General features: G+C 69.3%; 13 protein-coding genes. 11 read left to right on the plus strand and 2 right to left on the minus strand.

What is annotated here, in order from left to right:
- Positions 1-16: 16 nt before the first annotated feature.
- From ACMGEZ_RS08040 to ACMGEZ_RS08055, 4 genes are all read left to right on the plus strand, one after another.
- Entirely contained in the window at positions 17-1,306 is a 1,290-nt protein-coding gene (locus ACMGEZ_RS08040; RefSeq protein WP_436821729.1) for a nitrate- and nitrite sensing domain-containing protein, read from the plus strand.
- Between the two features lie 326 nt (positions 1,307-1,632).
- Positions 1,633-2,877 (plus strand): CmpA/NrtA family ABC transporter substrate-binding protein, encoded by a 1,245-nt coding sequence (locus ACMGEZ_RS08045; protein WP_436821730.1) that lies wholly within the window; start codon positions 1,633-1,635, stop codon positions 2,875-2,877.
- A 10-nt stretch (positions 2,878-2,887) separates the two neighbouring features.
- A complete protein-coding gene (gene ntrB / locus ACMGEZ_RS08050; RefSeq protein WP_436821731.1) occupies positions 2,888-3,817 on the plus strand; it encodes a nitrate ABC transporter permease in 930 nt (309 codons plus the stop codon).
- A complete protein-coding gene (locus tag ACMGEZ_RS08055) occupies positions 3,814-4,620 on the plus strand; it encodes an ABC transporter ATP-binding protein (protein WP_436821732.1) in 807 nt (268 codons plus the stop codon). The genes ntrB and ACMGEZ_RS08055 overlap by 4 nt, the downstream gene beginning before the upstream one ends.
- Positions 4,621-4,762: 142 nt before the next feature.
- Here ACMGEZ_RS08055 and ACMGEZ_RS08060 read toward each other — a convergent pair whose 3' ends face one another.
- Complete coding sequence (locus ACMGEZ_RS08060; protein ID WP_436821733.1) at positions 4,763-6,046, minus strand: type IV pili methyl-accepting chemotaxis transducer N-terminal domain-containing protein; 1,284 nt, start codon at positions 6,044-6,046, stop codon at positions 4,763-4,765.
- A gap of 266 nt (positions 6,047-6,312) precedes the next feature.
- Here ACMGEZ_RS08060 and ACMGEZ_RS08065 point away from each other — a divergent pair, with 266 nt between their 5' ends.
- Entirely contained in the window at positions 6,313-7,590 is a 1,278-nt protein-coding gene (locus ACMGEZ_RS08065; protein WP_436821734.1) for an MFS transporter, read from the plus strand.
- Between the two features lie 32 nt (positions 7,591-7,622).
- On the opposite strand, the gene ACMGEZ_RS08070 is transcribed toward ACMGEZ_RS08065, so the two are convergent.
- The gene (locus ACMGEZ_RS08070; RefSeq protein WP_436821735.1) at positions 7,623-9,389 is read right to left on the minus strand and encodes a bifunctional protein-serine/threonine kinase/phosphatase; all 1,767 of its coding nucleotides are present in this window, start codon (positions 9,387-9,389) and stop codon (positions 7,623-7,625) included.
- Positions 9,390-9,456: 67 nt separating this feature from the next.
- Between ACMGEZ_RS08070 and nirB the strand changes: the two genes are divergently transcribed.
- The 6 genes from nirB to cobA all read left to right on the plus strand — a co-directional run bounded on the left by nirB (position 9,457) and on the right by cobA (position 17,078).
- On the plus strand, positions 9,457-11,913 hold the full coding sequence (gene nirB / locus ACMGEZ_RS08075) for a nitrite reductase large subunit NirB (protein WP_436821736.1): 2,457 nt from the start codon (positions 9,457-9,459) through the stop codon (positions 11,911-11,913).
- Between the two features lie 12 nt (positions 11,914-11,925).
- The gene (gene nirD, locus ACMGEZ_RS08080; RefSeq protein WP_436821737.1) at positions 11,926-12,351 is read left to right on the plus strand and encodes a nitrite reductase small subunit NirD; all 426 of its coding nucleotides are present in this window, start codon (positions 11,926-11,928) and stop codon (positions 12,349-12,351) included.
- 18 nt (positions 12,352-12,369) lie between these two features.
- Positions 12,370-12,486, plus strand: a complete 117-nt coding sequence (locus ACMGEZ_RS08085) for a hypothetical protein (protein ID WP_436821738.1) — start codon at positions 12,370-12,372, stop codon at positions 12,484-12,486.
- Positions 12,479-15,274 carry a nitrate reductase gene (locus ACMGEZ_RS08090; RefSeq protein ID WP_436821739.1) on the plus strand — a complete coding sequence of 932 codons (2,796 nt, stop codon included), beginning with the start codon at positions 12,479-12,481 and terminating at the stop codon, positions 15,272-15,274. Before ACMGEZ_RS08085 ends, ACMGEZ_RS08090 begins: the two co-directional genes overlap by 8 nt.
- A 98-nt stretch (positions 15,275-15,372) precedes the next feature.
- Positions 15,373-16,287 (plus strand): DNA-binding protein YbiB, encoded by a 915-nt coding sequence (ybiB, locus tag ACMGEZ_RS08095; protein ID WP_436821740.1) that lies wholly within the window; start codon positions 15,373-15,375, stop codon positions 16,285-16,287.
- Positions 16,284-17,078, plus strand: coding sequence for a uroporphyrinogen-III C-methyltransferase (gene cobA, locus ACMGEZ_RS08100; RefSeq protein WP_436821741.1), 795 nt, complete (start codon positions 16,284-16,286; stop codon positions 17,076-17,078). Before ybiB ends, cobA begins: the two co-directional genes overlap by 4 nt.
- Position 17,079 lies beyond the last annotated feature (1 nt).

Below are 17,079 nucleotides of genomic sequence, written 5' to 3' on the forward strand. Positions count from 1 at the left end.
CCTGCTCCCACCCACGATGAAGTCCGGCCTGAGTTTTCTGATCGCCGCGCTGCGCTGCGAGATCGACGAGCTCGATCAACTCGCGCGCACCAGCGAGCTCGTGGCGACCATCGGCCGCCTCGTTCACGCGCTGCAGCGCGAGCGCGGCATCTCGAACGTGCTGCTGGCCTCGAACGGCCGGCGCTTCGTGGCGCAGCGCGAAGCGCAGATCGCGGCCTGCCTGCGCGCGGAGCGGGCCGTGCGCAGCGCCTTCGACCAACTGGACACCGAGGCGGTTCGCATCGGCAACGGCGCGCGTCTGTTCAGCCGCATTGCCTGGGTCCTGCCGGGCCTGGACGCGCTGCCCGAGCTGCGCCGGCGCATCGGCGCGATGGAACTCTCGGCGGCCGACGCCACCGCTGCCTTCGTCAAGCTGGTCTCCGGGCTGCTCGCGGTGGTCTTCGAGGCCGCCGACGGCGCCACCGACCCGGAGATCTCGCGCCTGCTGGTCGCGATGTTCCATTTCATGCAGGGCAAGGAATTCGCCGGCCAGGAACGCGCCTGCGGGGCCGCGGCCTTCGCCTCCGGCTGCAACGACGGCGCGCGCCAGCAGCAATGGCTTCACCTTATCGAGTCGCAGGAGCGCTGCTTCCAGGTCTTCAGCGAGTTCTCGGGCGCGACGCTGGCCGAACTGTGGCGCGCCAGCCAGTCGGCGCCGCAGCTGGCCGAGCAGGAGCGCCTGCGGCGCGTCGCCTGCGCGGCGCCCGCGGGCGTGAGCCTGGATGCGGAGCTGAGCCACGTCTGGTTCGACTGCTGCTCCCTTCGCATCGACGCCATGCAGGCCATCGAGGAGCGCCTGGCCGCGGACCTGCGCCTGCTTTGCGAGCAGAAGACGATGCGCGCCCGGGCCGAGTTGCGAGTCCACGAACAGCTGCTCGCCCAGCTGGCGGTCGAGCCTGGCGCGGCCGCAGCCGCCTTCCTCGACGAGCTGCCGCCCAGCCACATGTGCAGCAGCCAGCCGCGCGGCCTGGCCGCGACTTCTCCCCTCGGCCGCCAGCTGGAACGCTCGGTACTCGAGATGGTGCAGGAGCAATCCCATCGGCTGCAGGCCATGGGCGACGAGCTCGAGACCGTGCGCGCTGCCCTCAATGAACGCAAGCTGGTGGAGCGCGCCAAGGGCCTCCTGATGGCGCACCGCCGGCTCAGCGAGGAAGAGGCTCACAAGATGCTGCGGCGGACCGCGATGAGCCAGGGCCGGCGGCTGGTCGAGGTGGCCGAATCGGTGCTCTCGATGGCCGAGTACCTGCCCGGCGAGCCCGTGCGCTGAGCGCCGCGGTCCCATATGGTGCGCTGCACAACAAGAGTGCCCGGCCCCGGGCAGCAAGCAATTTCAGCGGGCGCTCCTTTCGACATCGGCCGCTCGCGCTATCGAACGGATAGCAATCCAGGGTGCATCACCCCTGGCATGCACTTTGCGTAGAGAACTCGCGTAGGGCCGCGAGGCCTCAGGCAGGCGGCACCCAACGGCGGGTGCGGCCACCGAATCGGACAAAGGCGTCCCCATCCCGCAAAGGGCTCGTTTCGAGCGGCCCGTGCGTGGTGCGGACGCCTTTCTTGTTTTTGCTTCCCGTCTTTCATCCTCGGAGTGCGCCCATGAACGATCTGCTGAAACCGAAACTGAGCCGCCGCCGCGTCCTGCAGGCTGCTGCTGTTGGCGCCGTCGGGCTCGACCCGGCCCTGCGCGCCGCCGTCTGGGCCCAGGGCTCGGACAAGCCCGAAAAGGAGGAAGTCAAGATCGGCTTCATCCCGCTGACCGACTGCGCCAGCGTGGTGATGGCCTCGGTGCTGGGCATCGACAAGAAGTACGGCGTGAAGATCGTGCCCAGCAAGGAAGCGAGCTGGGCCGGCGTGCGCGACAAGCTGGTCAACGGCGAGCTGGACTTCGCCCACGTGCTGTACGGCCTCATCTACGGCGTGCACCTCGGCACGGCCGGCCCCAAGAAGGACATGGCCATCCTGATGACGCTCAACAACAACGGCCAGGCGATCACGCTGTCGAAGAAGCTGGCCGACAAGGGCGCGGTCGACGGTGCCTCGCTGGCCAAGGTGATGCGCACCGAGAAAGGCGAATACACCTTCGCCCATACCTTCCCGACCGGCACCCACGCGATGTGGCTTTACTACTGGATGGCGGCCAACGGCATCAACCCCTTGAAGGACGCCAAGGTCATCACCGTACCGCCGCCACAGATGGTCGCCAACATGCGCGTGGGCAACATGGACGGCTATTGCGTCGGCGAGCCTTGGGGCCAGCGCGCCATCATGGACGGCATCGGCATCACCGCCGTGACCACGCAGGACATCTGGAAGGACCACCCGGAGAAGGTGCTCGGCACCACGGGCGACTTCGTCAAGAAATACCCCAACACCGCACGCGCAGTGACGGCCGCGATTCTCGAAGCCGGCAAGTGGATCGACACCGGCCTGCAGAACAAGAACAAGATGGCCGAGACCATCGCCGACAAGAGCTACGTGAACACCAGCGTGGACGCCATCAACCAGCGCATCCTGGGCCGCTACACCAATGGCCTGGGCAAGAACTGGGACGACCCCAACCACATGAAGTTCTACAACGACGGGGCGGCGACCTTCCCCTACCTGTCCGACGGCATGTGGTTCCTGACGCAGCACAAGCGCTGGGGCCTGCTGAAGGAACACCCCGACTACCTCAAGGTGGCCACCGAGATCAACCGCGTCGATGTCTACAAGCAGGCCGCTGCGGCCAGCAAGACCCCGGTGCCCAAGGACTTGCTGCGCACCAGCAAGCTGATCGACGGCGTGGTGTGGGACGGGAAGAACCCGAAGCAGTACGCCGATTCCTTCAAGCTGAATGTCTGAGGAGCACCCCATGGTCAGTGCCGTCTTTCACTCCCCGCTCGAAGCCACTGCCGGGCATGTCGCCGCCCCCGCGGTCGCCAGGAACGTTGCGCCGGCGGCCCCCGCCGCTGCCGCGTCCGTGCCGCCGCAAGCCGACGTCCCGGCCGGCGCGCCACGCGACTTCAGCTGGATCTGGCTGCGCGTGCTGCCGCCGATCCTCGGCTTCGCCCTCCTGATCCTGATCTGGGAACTGGTGGCGCTGAAAAGCACCACCGGCTTCCCTTCGCCCGGTGCCGTCTGGCAGCAGGCGCTGACCGTGTTCAGCGATCCGTTCTACAGCAAGGGCCCCAACGACCAGGGCGTGGGCTGGAACGTGCTGTCCTCGCTGCAGCGCGTGGCGCTGGGCTTCGGACTGGCCGCCGTGGTCGGCATCCCGGCCGGCTTCGCGATCGGGCGCTTCGGCTTCCTCGCGCGCATGTTCAATCCGCTGATCAGCCTGTTGCGCCCGGTGTCGCCGTTGGCGTGGCTGCCGATCGGCCTGCTGGTCTTCAAGGGCGCCAACCCGGCTGCCATCTGGACCATCTTCATCTGCTCGATCTGGCCCATGATCATCAACACCGCCGTGGGCGTGCAGCGCGTGCCCAGCGACTACATGAACGTGGCGCGGGTGCTCGATCTTTCCGAGTGGAAGATCCTCACCCGGATCCTGTTCCCCGCGGTGCTGCCCTACATGCTGACCGGCGTGCGCCTCGCGGTCGGCACCGCCTGGCTGGTGATCGTCGCCGCCGAGATGCTGACCGGCGGCGTGGGCATCGGCTTCTGGGTGTGGGACGAGTGGAACAACCTCAACGTCGCCAACATCATCATCGCGATCTTCGTGATCGGCATCGTCGGGCTGGTGCTCGAGTTCGCCCTGATCCGGATCGCCACGGCATTCACGTTCGAAGAGGTGAAGTCATGAGTGACTCGAAGTACATCGAAATTCATGGCGTCGAGCAGCGATTCAAGACACCCAAAGGCAGCTTCCTCGCGCTGCGCGACATCAACCTTTGCGTCGCCAAGGGCGAGTTCATCACGCTGATCGGGCACTCGGGCTGCGGCAAGTCGACGCTGCTGAACCTGATCGCCGGACTCACCACGCCCACGCAGGGATCGCTGCTGTGTGCCAACCGCGAGGTCAAGGGCCCCGGCCCCGAGCGCGGGGTGGTGTTCCAGAACCATTCGCTGCTGCCCTGGCTCAGCTGCCACGAGAACGTGTACCTCGCGGTCGAGCGCGTGTTCTCGGCCACCGAGAACAAGGCGCAGCTCAAGGCGCGCACCGAGGCCGCGCTCGCGCTGGTCGGCCTCACGGCCGCCGCGCAGAAGCGCCCCGGCGAGATCTCGGGCGGGATGAAGCAGCGCGTAGGCATCGCCCGTGCGCTGTCGATGGAACCCAAGGTCCTGCTGATGGACGAGCCCTTCGGCGCCCTCGACGCGCTCACCCGCGCCAAGCTGCAGGACGAGCTCCTGGCCATCGTCGCGAAGACGCACAGCACGGTGGTCATGGTCACGCACGACGTGGACGAGGCGGTGCTCCTGTCCGACCGCATCGTGATGCTCACCAACGGCCCGGCCGCCACCATCGGCGAGGTGCTGGCGGTCGACCTGCCGCGCCCGCGCAACCGCGTGGAGCTCGCGGAGGACCCGGTCTACGTCCACGCCCGCAAGGCCGTGATCGACTTTCTCTACACGCGCCAGGCGCACGTGGAGAAGGTTGCGGCCTGATCAGCCATGAAATCCGCGGCCGACGAAGCCGGTCCTGTTCGGGGAACACCGCGGAACCGGCTTTGCCGGGCCGCTGGAGTTGCCCCCGGTAGGGAGTGGGCGGCTACACGAAGTGAGCCAACCTGGGGGCGAGCCCATTTCGTCAGGACATGATGACCTGCAGGCTGTGTTCGTATGAAGCGGTGAGCCGGTCGAAGGTGTCGACCAGCACCTCGCTGGCGCGCACCAGTTCGGCACGGCCCTCGGCCCGCTCGGCCTGGCGCACGCCGCGCACCAGCCTCAGCCACTCGTCGCGCGCGCCGCTGAGTGCCGCGCGGATCTCGGGCGAGCTCAGCGGTGCGCGTTCCAGCTCCAGCAGCGAGGCCTCGAAGGCGTCCATGGTCGAGGCCAGGTGCGCGCTCCACGCGCCGCCCGGCAGCATCGCGCCGAGCAACGCATCCTTGGCCAGCCGCTGCACGCGCATGCGCTGCCGGCCGCAGAGATTGACGATGCGCAGCGCCCGGCGGCCAGCCGAGGATTCGAGCGCGTCGGTGAGCGCCTCGGCCGCGCTCAGCAGCGCCTCGGCGCTCGCATCGACCGCCGCCAGCGAGGCCGGCGACAGCCGCACCGACAGCGCGCTGTCCAGGGCCTCCCAGGCCGAACGCACGCCCGCCAGCGCCTGCCCGCTTGCCGTATCCAGCGGGAGGCCGCCCAGATGATCGAGGTTGTCCTTCACGCGCTCGATCGACTCCGTGCGCAGCGCGCGGCTGCGCCGCACCTCGACGCCCGCCAGCGCCTGCGCCGCGAGCCGCACCAGCCGCTGCGACAGCATGCGCAGCTGCCCGGCGCGGTTGATGGCCTCGGCCCACTGGGCCGCTTCCACCACCGAGCGCGACAGTTCGCCGACGCGAAGGTTGGCGTGCATCGCGGCGCCGCGCAGCAGGCCGAAGGCGGCGTCCTCGCCGATGCCGCGGGCCGACATCAGCAGGCCCTTGGCGCGGTCCACCCACTTGCGCTCGTCCAGGTGCGCCAGCGAGCGCGCCAAGGTGTCGCGCAGCGCGGCCTCGCGCTGCCAGCGCGCCTGCGCCCGTGCCAATACGGCGCGCAGACCCGCTGCATCCAGTGCGTCCGCGCAGACCCAGGCGTGCACACCCAGGCCTACCAGCTCCTCGTGCACCTGCGGCGAGAGCGGCTCGCTGATCACGACGACCGGCTGCGGCGGCGCGCCGGCCCAGGCCTGCAGCGCCGCCTGCAGGCGGGCCATCGACGCAGGCCTGTGAAACAGCACCTGCTGCGGTGCGAGCATCGCGGCCTCCTGCACCATCGTGTCGCAGCTCGCCCATCCGATCGCCGCCGCATCCGCGTCGGCCAGGACCTGGCGCAGCGCTTCGGGCGGGCCCTCGGCATCGGGAACGGGGTCGGGAAGAACGAGCAGCAGTCGGATCATGAAAGGCGAATTGCGAACAAGGCAGGCGGTCGCAGCATAGGCGAAGCGGTGGCGCGGCTGCAGGCACGTGTCTTGCGTAACGACGAGGGCGGTGTAACGAAGCACCGCTTTGGTGAAGTCGTCGGCCTCCATGCCGGCCCGGGTCCCCGACAGGACCCGCTCACCCCCAGTCCATTCCGCCAGCTCCCGGCGGGACGCTCCCTTTTCATCGTCCATCCACGCGGTCGCGCCAAGGCTGCGCGGATGCTTTTCGCACTGCCACAGCCATGACCAGCTTCAAGTCTTTCCTGCGCTCCGGGCACGCCCCCACCCTCTTCGCGGCCTTCTTCTACTTCATGTTCTCGTGCTGCATCTGGGTGCTGAACGGTGCGATGGCCCCGTTCATCAGCGAGAGCTTCCAGCTGAACGCCGCGCAGAAGGGGCTGATGCTGTCGATCCCGATCATCGCCGGCGCACTGATGCGCTTTCCGCTCGGCATCCTGTCCCAGTACATCGGCCGCAAGAACGCGACGCTGGTGGAGATGGGGCTGATCGCGCTGGCGATGCTGTTCGGCTTCTTCATGGTGCACAGCTTCAACGACCTGCTGGCCATGGGCGTGCTGCTGGGCATCGCCGGCGCCAGCTTCGGCGTGGCGCTGTCCCTCGGATCGGGCTCCTTTCCGCCGCAGAACAAGGGCCTGGCCATGGGCCTGGTGGGCGCCGGCAACGTGGGGACGGCGCTGTCGGTGCTGGTCGCGCCGCCGCTGGCGCAATGGCTCGGCTGGCAGGCCGTCTACGGCGTCGCGGCGGTCGCCATCCTGATCCCGATGGCGGTCATGGTGCTGTTCGCGCAGGAGCCGCCGGACGTCGACAGCCACGCCAGCCTGCGCGAGCACGTGGCCTGCCTGTTCGAAAAGGATGGCTGGGCCTTCAGCCTGATCTACGGCATCACCTTCGGCGGCTTCATCGGCCTCACCACCTTCCTGCCCTCCTACTACTACGACCAGTTCGGCGTGAGCAAGGTGCAGGCGGGCCAGCTGACGATGCTGGCGGCCTTCATGGGCGCGGCGGTGCGCGTGATGGGCGGCTGGATTTCCGACCGCTGGGGCGGGGTCAACACGCTGACACTGGTGCTGGTGGTGTCGGCCGTCACGCTGGCGCTGATCGGCTTCACATCGAGCTCGCTGGTGCTGACCACGCTGCTGCTGATCGTCTGCTTCGCTGCCCTGGGCGCGGGCAACGGCGCGCTGTTCCAGCTGGTGCCGCTGCGCTGGCCCACCACCACGGCGGTTGCCGGCTCGATGATCGGCGAGATCGGTGCGCTCGGCGGCGGCCTGGTGCCCAATGCGATGGGCCTGTCGAAGCAGTACCTCGGCAGCTACACCTGGGGCTTCGTGCTGTTCGCGGTGCTGGCCGTGGTGATGCTCGGCGTGATGCGGGTCATGCAGATCCGCTGGACGCGGACCTGGGCAGAAAAAGGCGGCCGCGCGCGCACCAGCCCGAACCCCGCGAGCCACGAGGCCGACCGGCCGGTTCGCCCGATGCGCCGCAGCGCCGGACGGTGACGACCATGCGCCATGCCGCTTCCCTCCCCCGCTCAGCGCGGCAGGAACAGCAGCCAGTAGACGAGCAGCGCGTTGAACAGCAGCGACGCGGCCAGCCCGATCTTCCACAGCAAGGCGGGATCGCGGCGCACGAGCGGCGTGGCGGCCGGCGCGCTGACCGGCCGCGCGGCGCCGCGCTCCAGCGCCAGCAGCATTTCCTCGGCGGTCTCGAAACGCTGGTGCGGATCGCGGGCCACCGCCTTGCGCACCAGGTGGTCGAGCCAGATCGGCACGTCGGGCCGGATGCGCGACAGGGCCACCGGGTCGCGCCGATAGCGCGCCACTTGGTAAGGCTCGATTTCGCCGTAAGGCAGGCGCCCGCCCAGCCATTGGTAAAGCACCACCCCGAGCGCGAACAGGTCGCTGCCGGCGTCGGCCGCAGCGCCTTCCCATTGCTCCGGATTCATGAAGCTGGGCGTGCCCGCATGCAGCTCCCGCTGCGCCGCGCCCTCGCGGCCCGAGAGCGCAACGCCCAGGTCGAGGATGCGCCAGCAGCCGTCCTCGCCCAGGTGCAGGTTGCCGGGCTTGATGTCCCGGTGCACCACGCCGTGGCGGTGCAGCCGTCCCAGGGCCTTGCAGATCTGGACCGCTGCCGCGACCACCTCGGCGACCGCGGGCCGCGTGCCGGCCTGCAGCATCTGCTCGATGGTGCGGCCGCCATGCCAGTCGAACACGGTGTAGAGCGCGCTGGCGTCGGCGGCCCGCTCGTGCACGCGCACGAAGCCTCGCTCGCCGCGCGCGTTCGATGCATCACCTTTGCCTTCGGCCGCCGTGCGAGCGCCTTCGGTCGGCCGGGCGGCGCCCACGCGCAAGCCCAGCCAGGCCTCGTGCGCCAGCATGGCGCGTTCCTCGGGATCGCTGGCACGCGAGGGGTGCAGGGTCTTGATCGCCACCAGCGCGCGGCTTTGCAGATGGCGCGCCTGGTAGAGCCGGTGCACGCCGGTGTCGGCCACCAGCGCGGTGATCGCGTAGCCGTCCAGTACATCGCCCACCTTCAGCGCCGCGGGCGGCGCCAGCCGGTGTGCATCACCGAGCTCGTCATGCAGCTGGCGCGCATCCAGGCCCAGCACGCGGATGACCAGCGCGGTCGCGTTGTCGCGGGTCCCGGCCGCAATGGCGGCGTCGACCAGCGCATCGCTGGCCTGCTGCGCGCCGGCGGCGAGCGCGAGCTCGGCCACGCGCGCCGGCTTGAGCACGCCGTGCACGCCATCGGTGCTGAGCACGAAGCAGTCACCCACGCGCAGCTCGCCCTGCAGGTAGTCGACCCGCACGTAGTCGTCCAGGCCCACGGCGCGCGTCAGGCGGCTGCGCAAATCGGGATGGTCCAGCGCATGGTCGACGGTCAGCGGCGTGGCCGCGCCCTCCCCCTTGCGCACGCGCCAGGCGCGCGTGTCGCCCACGTGGGCCAGCGTGTAGCTCTGCCCATGCAGGGCCAGCGCTGTCAGCGTGGTCATGGCGCTGTCCTGGCGGCGGCGGCGGTTGTGGTCGGCGAGCCAGGCGTTCTGGGCTGCGATCAGGCGGTCCATGGCCGCGGTCGGCTCCCAGGTGTCGGGCGTGGCGAAGTAGTCGCCCAGCAGGCCGATCACGGTGGTCTGTGCCGCCTCCAGCCCATGGCCGCCGGAAGACACGCCATCGGCAATGGCTGCGATCAGCCCGCGCGACTCCTCGCCGCGCGGCGCATGCACCGCGCCGGCGAAGTCCTCGTTCTGCGGGCGCGGCCCGCGATGGCTGCTGTAGCCGATTTCCACCTCGAAGCTCATGGCGCGCGATTGTCCACGCAGTACGCCATGCACACCCAACTTGCTTGAGTCCAGAAAGGTCCACCCCATGAAGAAGATGAAACTCGTGATGGTCGGCAACGGCATGGCCGGCGTGCGCACCGTCGAGGAGCTGCTCAAGATCGAGCCCGAGCTCTACGACATCACCGTCTTCGGCGCCGAGCCGCATCCCAACTACAACCGCATCCTGCTGTCCCCGGTGCTGGCCGGCGAGCAGACGGTGGACGAGATCATCCTGAACAGCTGGGATTGGTACGCCGAGAACAACATCACCCTGCATGCCGGCAAGAAGGTCACCGAGGTCGACCGCGTCAAGCGCATCGTGCGCGCCGAGGACGGCACCGAGGCCGAGTACGACCGGCTGCTGATGTGCACCGGCTCCAACCCCTTCATGCTGCCGGTGCCCGGCAAGGACCTGAAGGGCGTGATCGCCTATCGGGACATCGCCGACACCGACTACATGATCGAGACGGCCAGGACGCACAAGAACGCGGTCGTCATCGGCGGCGGCCTGCTGGGCCTGGAAGCCGCGAACGGCCTGATGCTGCGCGGCATGAACGTGACGGTGGTGCACGTTATGCCGTGGCTCATGGAGCGCCAGCTCGACGACGTTGCCGGCAAGCTGCTGCAGAAGTCGCTGGAGGACCGTGGGCTGAAGTTCCTGATCGGCGCGCAGACGCAGGAGCTGGTCGGCGGCGAGGACGGCCGCGTCAGGGCGATCCGCTTCAAGGACGGCACCGAAGTCGCGGCCGACCTGGTGGTGATGGCGGTCGGCATCCGCCCCAACGTGGAGCTCGCGCAGAAGATGCGCCTGCACTGCGACCGCGGCATCGTGGTCAACGACACCATGCAGACGGTGACCGATGCGCGCATCTACTCGGTCGGCGAATGCGCGGCCCATCGCGGCATCGCCTACGGGCTGGTGGCGCCGCTGTTCGAGCAGGCCAAGGTGGCGGCCAACCACCTGGCGCACTTCGGCATCGGGCGCTACTCGGGCTCGCTCACCTCCACCAAGCTCAAGGTGACCGGCATCGATCTCTTCTCCGCCGGCAACTTCATGGGCGGCGAGGGCTGCGAGGAGATCGTGATGAGCGACCCCTTCGGCGGCGTCTACAAGAAGCTCGTGATCAAGGAAGACAAGCTGGTCGGCGCCTGCCTCTACGGCGACACGGTGGACGGCAGCTGGTACTTCAAGCTGCTGCGCGACGGCCGCAGCGTGCACGACATCCGCGACAAGCTGATGTTCGGCGAGTCGAACATCGGCGACACGGGCCACGAGGGGCACAGCAAGGCGGCCAGCATGCCGGACGACGCCGAGGTCTGCGGCTGCAACGGCGTCAACAAGGGCACCATCTGCAAGGCGATCAAGGACAAGGGCCTGTTCACGCTGGAAGAAGTCAAGAAGCACACCAAGGCCAGCGCCTCCTGCGGGTCTTGCACCGGGCTGGTGGAGCAGATCCTGATGTTCACCGCCGGCGGCGACTACTCGGCCGCGCCCAAGAAGAAGGCGCTTTGCGGCTGCACCGACACCAGCCACCAGGACGTGCGCGAGGCCATCCGCAAGGAGCACTGGCTCACCCACGCGGAGGTCTACCGCGGCCTGGGATGGCGCACGCCCAACGGCTGCTCCAGTTGTCGGCCCGCAATCAACTACTACCTGATCTCGACCTGGCCCAAGGAGGCGAAGGACGACCCGCAGAGCCGCTTCATCAACGAGCGCAGCCACGCCAACATCCAGAAGGACGGCACCTACTCGGTGATTCCGCGCATGTGGGGCGGCCACACCACGCCCGACGAGCTGCGCCGCATCGCGGACGCGGCGGACAAGTACAAGATCCCGACCGTCAAGGTCACCGGGGGCCAGCGCATCGACCTGCTGGGCGTGAAGAAGGAGGACCTGGCGAACGTGTGGAAGGACATCGGCATGCCCTCGGGCTTCGCCTACGCCAAGTCGCTGCGTACGGTAAAGACCTGCGTGGGCAGCGAGTGGTGCCGCTTCGGCACCCAGGACTCGACCCAGATGGGCAAGGACCTGGAGCGCGCCCTGTGGGCCATGTACGCGCCGCACAAGGTCAAGCTCGCGGTCTCGGGCTGCCCGCGCAACTGCGCCGAGGCCGGCATCAAGGACGTGGGCGTGATCGGCGTCGATTCCGGCTGGGAGATCTACGTGGGCGGCAACGGCGGCATCAAGACCGAGGTGGCGCAGTTCCTGGTCAAGCTCAAGACCTCGGAGGAAGTAATGGCGTACGCGGGCGCCTTCCTTCAGCTCTACCGCGAGGAGGGCTGGTACCTGGAGCGCACGGTGCATTACATCGGGCGCGTGGGCCTGGACTACGTGAAGAAGCGCATCGTCGAGGACGCGGAGGGCCGCCAGGCCCTGTGGGAGCGGCTTCAGTTCGCGCTCGACGGCGAGCCCGATCCGTGGTTCGAGTCCAGCCAGGCCTCGGTCGACGTGCGGCAGTTCACGCCGGTGGCCGTGGTGGACAACGCCGCCCAGCCGGCTTGAAGGGGAGACACCATGAGCGAATGGAAAGTCATCTGTCGCGTCGACGACATCCCCGTGCTCGGCGCACGCCGCGTGGCGCGGCCCGTGGGCGTCGACATCGCGGTGTTCCGCAATGCCGACAACCAGGTGTTCGCGCTGCTCGACCGCTGCCCGCACAAGGGCGGCCCCCTGTCGCAGGGCATCGTGTTCGGGACCAGCGTGGCCTGCCCGCTGCACAACTGGACGGTTGGCCTGGACGACGGCTGCGCGAAATCCCCCGACGACGGCTGCACGCCGCGCTTCGCATGCAAGGTCGAAGGCGACCAGGTCATGCTGGACGCACGCGAACTGGCAACGCTGGCGCTGGACCTGGCCCCGCCACGCGCGGGCCCCGGCGCTGCAACGGCCGGCAAGCTGGGCGACGAGAGCTTCGACGTGCAGGCGCCCCACAGCGCGTAGGGCAGAGGGCATACGGCTATGAAAGAAACCCGCTCCACCTGCCCGTACTGCGGCGTGGGCTGCGGACACGCCTTCGGCGGTCCGCTTCGCGGTGCATGTGAACGCCGCAGCCTGTACGTCGATTGCCATGACTGAAACACGATCCACCTGCCCCTATTGCGGCGTGGGCTGCGGCGTCGTCATTCAATCTGAAGGCGACCAGATCACCGGCGTGCGCGGCGATCCGGATCATCCTGCCAACTTCGGCCGGCTCTGCACCAAGGGCTCGACCCTGCATCTCACCGCCAGCGCGGCGGTCACGATGCAGACGCGCCTCCTGCAGCCGATGCGCCGTGCTCAGCGCGGCGCAACGCCGCAGCCCATCGGCTGGGATACGGCACTCGACGCAGCCGTGGACAAATTTGCGCAGGTCATCCACGGGCACGGCCCCGACGCGGTCGGCTTCTACGTCTCCGGCCAGCTGCTCACCGAGGACTACTACGTCTTCAACAAGCTTTCCAAGGGCCTGATCGGCACCAACAACATCGACACCAACTCGCGCCTGTGCATGAGCAGCGCGGTGGCCGGCTACAAGAAGACGCTGGGCGCGGACGCGCCGCCGGCCTGCTACGACGACTTCCAGCACGCGCAGTGCCTCTTCATCACCGGCAGCAACACGGCCTGGGCGCATCCGATCCTGTTTCGCCGCATCGAGGATGCGAAGGCGGCCAACCCTGCGATGAAGATCATCGTGGCCGACCCGCGCCGCACCGACACCTGCGAGATCGCCGACCTGCACCTCGCGCTGCAGCCCGGCACCGACGTGATGCTCTTCCACGGCATGCTGCACCTGATGCTGTGGGAAGGCTGGACCGATGCGGCCTACATCGCGGCCCACACCAGCGGCTTCGACGAACTCAAGCGCACGGTTCGCGACTGCACGCCCGAGCGCGTGGCACAGGTCTGCGGCATCGCCAAGGAGGACCTGCTGGAGGCCGCGCGCCTCTTCGCCACTTCGGCCACGACGCTCAGCCTCTATTGCCAGGGCCTCAACCAGTCCAGTTCGGGCACCGCCAAGAATGCGGCGCTGATCAACCTGCATCTCGCGACCGGCCAGATCGGCAAGCCGGGCGCCGGCCCCTTCTCGCTGACCGGCCAGCCGAACGCGATGGGCGGGCGCGAAGTCGGCGGGCTGGCCAACCTGCTGTCGGCACACCGCGATCTGGCCAACCCCGCGCACCGCGCGGAGGTGGCCGCGCTGTGGGGCGTGCCGTCGGTGCCGGAGAAACCCGGCAAGACCGCGATCGAAATGTTCCAGGCCGCAGCTGACGGCGAGATCCGCGCGCTCTGGATCGCCTGCACCAACCCCGCCCAGTCCCTGCCCGACCAGGCCACCGTGCGGCGCGCCCTCGAGCGCTGCGAGTTCGTGGTGGTGCAGGAGGCCTTCCTGACCACCGCCACCTGCGACTACGCCGACCTGCTGCTGCCGGCCACCACGTGGGGCGAGAAGGACGGCACGGTCACCAACAGCGAGCGCCGCATCTCGCGCGTGCGCAACGCCGTGGCGCGCCCCGGCGAGACGCGCGACGACTGGGCGATCGCCGTCGACTTCGCGCGCCGGCTCGAAGCGCGGCTCGGGCGCACCGACACGCTCTTTCCGTACGCCGACGCCGAGTCGGTGTGGAACGAGCATCGCGAAAGCACCCGCGGCCGCGACCTCGACATCACCGGCATGAGCTACGCCATGCTGGACGCCGCGCCACGGCAGTGGCCGCTGCGCGAAGGCGAATCCACCGGCCGCGCGCGGCTCTACGAGGACGGCGTGTTCCCGACGCCCGACGGCCGCGCGCGCTTCGCCGACGTCGCCTACAAGCCGGTGGCCGAGCCGCGCGATGCGCGCCATCCGTTCTCGCTCACCACCGGCCGGCTGCGCGACCAGTGGCACGGCATGAGCCGCACCGGCACCCTGGGCCGCCTGTTCGGCCACGTGCCGGAGCCTTCGGTCCAGATGCACCCGCAGGACATGGCGCGCCGGCAGCTGCGCGAAGGCGAGCTGGTGCACGTCACCTCGCGGCGCGGCTCGATCGTGCTGCCCGTGGCCGGCAGCACGGACCTCGGCCTGAGCCAGGCCTTCATCGCCATGCACTGGGGCAGTGAATACCTGAGCGGCCGCTCCAGCACCGGCGAGCGGCTGGCCGGGGTCAACGTGCTCACCACGCCGGCCTTCTGCCCCGATTCGAAGCAGCCCGAGCTCAAGCACGCGGCCGTGAAGATCCTCAAGGCCGAGCTGCCCTGGTCCCTGCTGGCGGTGGGCTGGCTGCCCGAGGATGCAGCCTTGCGGGTGCAAGAGGCCTTGCGCGCGCTGATGCCCTCCTTCGCATTCGCGAGCTGCGTGCCCTTCGGCGCCGGCGGCGCCTTGCAGGGCAGCGGACCGGAACGCACCGGCGTGCTGCTGCGCGCCGCCGCGTACGAGGCGCCTCCCGACGAGCTGCTGGCCCGCATCGAGGCGCTGCTCGCGCTCGACGGCGCCGACAGCCTGCGCTATGCCGACAGGAAGCACGGTCAGCGCCGGGCGGCGCGGCTGGTGCGCGATGGCGAGGACGCGCGCCTCGAAGCCTTCCTGCTGGCGGGCGATACGCGGGCCGAGGCCTGGATCAAGGCGATCCTCCAGGACGGGCTGCCCGCCCAGGCGTACGGCCGCCAGTTGCTGAAGCCGGGCGCCACGGCCCCGGCCGGCGTTGCAGCGCGGGGCAAGATCATCTGCAGCTGCTTCGGCATTACGCAGACCGCCATCGAGGCGACGCTGGCGGACACGCAGGGCTCGGACGGCGAGCGCCTCGGCGCGCTGCAGGCCGCGTTGAAGTGCGGCACCAACTGCGGCTCCTGCCTGCCCGAGCTCAAGCGCATGGTGCGGGCGAGCCCGGCGCTGGCGAGGGCCGCATGAGGCTTTCGATGCACGGCGCACCCCTCGCCCCTGCTGCACGCCGGGGCATAAGCGACCGCGCCGTGCGGCATAAGGCTTGCAGGACAATTCGCGCACCCATGGGAATCAGCCACTACATCAAGGAAATCGGCCGCGGCGCGCGCGGCGCGAAACCACTCGACCGCGAGCAGGCCTGCGATCTCTTCGGTCAGGTGCTCGACGGCAGCGTGACCGACCTGGAGACCGGCGCCTTCTGCCTGGCCATGCGCATCAAGGGCGAGACGCCCGAGGAGATGGCGGGTTTCCTCGATGCAACGCACGCCCGGCTCGCGCGCTTCCCGGCCACGGGCCGGCCGCTGGTGGTGCTGCCCAGCTACAACGGCGCACGCCGGCTGCCCGTGCTCACGCCCCTGCTCGCGCTGCTGCTGGCACGCGAAGGGCTGCCCGTGCTGGTGCACGGCGCTGCCACCGAGTCCGCGCGGGTCCTCGCTTCCAGCGTGCTTGCCGCCCTCGACGTGCAGCCGCTCGAGCGCGTGCGGCCCATCGCCGACGGCGAGGTGGTGTTCGCGCCGACCGGGCTGCTGAGCCCCGGCCTCAAGCGCCTGCTCGACGTGCGCCGCGTGGTGGGCCTGCGCAATCCCGGCCACAGCGTGGTCAAGCTGATGCAGCCCTGCGAAGGCGATTGCATCGTGGTCGGCAGCTATACCCACCCGGCCTATGCGGAGTCGATGGCCGCCACCTTCGAGCTGCTCGACATGAACGCCCTGCTCTCGCGCGGGCTGGAGGGCGAGAGCGTGGCGGACCCGCGCCGCACCGCGCAGGTCGACGGCTTCGTGCGGGGACGGCGCATCTCGCTGCAGGCGCAGCAGCCCGGAACGCAGTCCGAGGTTCCGGGCCTGCCGGCGGAAATCGATGTCCAGACCACGGCCGACTACACGAGGCGCGTTCTGGACGGCACGACGCCGGCGCCGGCGGCCATCACCCAACAGGTGCAGCAAGTCCTGCAACTGACCCATGGCATGGAGCACGCATGAGCCTTCTTTCCTTTTCGCAAGGCAGCTGCACCCTGGTCGGTGCCGGCCCCGGCGACCCCGAGCTGCTGACCATCAAGGCCGTCAGGGCGATCCAGGCTGCCACGGTGCTGCTGGTCGACGACCTGGTGAGCGATGAGATCCTGGCCAGCTACGCCCGGCCCGTGGCGCGCATCGTCCACGTGGGCAAGCGCGGCGGCTGCAAGAGCACGCCGCAGGCCTTCATCGAGCGGCTGATGATCACCGCGGTGCGCGAGGGCGAGACCGTGGTGCGCCTCAAGGGCGGCGACCCCTTCATCTTCGGCCGCGGCGGCGAGGAGGTGGAGCATCTGCGCGAGGAAGGCATCGAAGTGCGGGTGATCAACGGCATCACCGCCGGCCTTGCCGCGGTCACCGCGCTGGGCGTGCCGCTCACGCACCGCGATCATGCGCAGGGCGTGGTCTTCGTGACCGGCCATGCCAAGACCGGGCACGCGGCCCATGAACACCCTACCGACTGGCGCCAGTTGGCCGTGACGGCGCGCGACGCACGCCTCACGCTCGTGATCTACATGGGCGTGAGCGGGGTGGCGCATATCCAGCACGAGCTGCTGCACGGCCTCGGAGGCGAGACGCCGGTAGCAGTGATCCAGCACGCCAGCCTGCCGCAGCAGCGCCATGTGGCGACCACGTTGGCGCGCCTGCCCGAAGACCTGACGGCCGCCGGGCTGGGCAGCCCGGCCGTGATCGTCGTGGGCGACGTGCTGCGCGGCCTGGCGGCTGCGGGCCTTCCGGTCACGCGGTTCGGCACCTGAA

The sequence above is a fragment of the Variovorax stachyos genome, assembly GCF_051400855.1.
Classification (GTDB): domain Bacteria; phylum Pseudomonadota; class Gammaproteobacteria; order Burkholderiales; family Burkholderiaceae_C; genus Variovorax.